A 1379-nucleotide genomic window follows, 5' to 3' on the forward strand; every position below is an offset into this window, starting at 1 on the left:
GCCACGGCCTTCGCCGTCCGCTCGTTGTCGCCGGTGGCCATGATGATGCGGAAGCCGAGTGCATGGAGTTCCTTCAGCGCCGCCGGCGTCGTTTCCTTCACCGGGTCGGCCACCGAAACCAGCCCGGCGATCTGGCCCCCCAGCAGGACGAACATCACCGTCTCACCCTCGTCACGGCGCGCGTTGGCCTTCTCCGCCAGCGCGGTCGCATCGAGACCCAGCTCCTCGACCAGCGCCCGGTTGCCGAGCGCGACGGGCTTCCCGCCGACCTTGCCGGTGACGCCCTTGCCGGTGACGGCCTCGAACTCCGTCGCTTCCGCCATCTCGACCCCGCGCTCCTCGGCGCCGCGCACGATGGCCTCGGCCAGCGGGTGCTCCGAACCGCGCTCGAGCGAGGCAGCGAGGCGCAGCACCTCGGCCTCGTCGTGGCCCGGCTCGGGCAGAACGGCGACGAGGCGCGGCTTGCCCTCGGTGAGCGTGCCCGTCTTGTCGACGATCAGCGTGTCTACCCTCTCGAAGCGCTCCAGCGCCTCCGCGTTCTTGATCAGCACCCCGGCCTGCGCACCGCGGCCCGTGGCCGTCATGATCGACATCGGCGTGGCGAGCCCGAGCGCGCAGGGGCAGGCGATGATCAGGACCGCGACGGCCGCGATCAGTGCGTACGACAGGGCGGGGGCCGGGCCCCAGATCGCCCAGGCGATGAAGGCCAGCACCGCTATGCCGATGACGGCAGGCACGAAGTAGCCCGCGACCTTGTCGGCGTACTTCTGGATCGGCGCGCGCGAGCGCTGCGCGTTGGCCACCATCTCGACGATCTGGGACAGCATCGTGTCCGCCCCGACGCGGGTGGCCTCCATCACCAGGCTGCCCGTGCCGTTGATCGTGGCGCCGGTCACCGGGGCGCCGGGCGTCTTCTCGACCGGCACCGGCTCGCCGCTGATCATGCTCTCGTCGACCGAGGAACGCCCCTCAACCACGGTGCCGTCGACCGGGACCTTCTCGCCCGGGCGCACGCGGAGCCGGTCGCCGACCTGCACCTCCTCGAGCGGGACCTCCTCTTCACCGCCGTCGGCGCGGATGCGGCGGGCGGACTTCGCCGCCATGTCGAGCAGCGCGCGGATCGCCTTGCCGGTGCCCTCGCGGGCGCGCAGCTCCATCACCTGTCCCAGGAGGACGAGGGTGACGATCACGGCGGCGGCCTCGAAATAGACGCCGACATGACCTTCGGCGTCACGGAACCCGGCCGGGAAGATCCCCGGCGCGAGCACGGCGACGACGCTGAACAGCCAGGCGGCCATGACGCCCATGCCGATCAGGCTGAACATGTTGAGGTTCATCGTCCGGAACGAATTCCAGCCGCGCACCAGGAAGGGCCAGCC

The 1379-nt window shown here is 71.1% G+C and carries 1 protein-coding gene; it reads right to left on the reverse strand.

Features of this window, described 5'->3' with window-relative positions:
* Nucleotides 1–1379 (reverse strand): heavy metal translocating P-type ATPase (locus tag BM162_RS22250; RefSeq protein WP_093426041.1); only part of this gene is annotated, 1379 nt, incomplete at both ends.

It is taken from the genome of Tranquillimonas alkanivorans, assembly GCF_900115595.1.
Lineage (GTDB): Bacteria > Pseudomonadota > Alphaproteobacteria > Rhodobacterales > Rhodobacteraceae > Tranquillimonas > Tranquillimonas alkanivorans.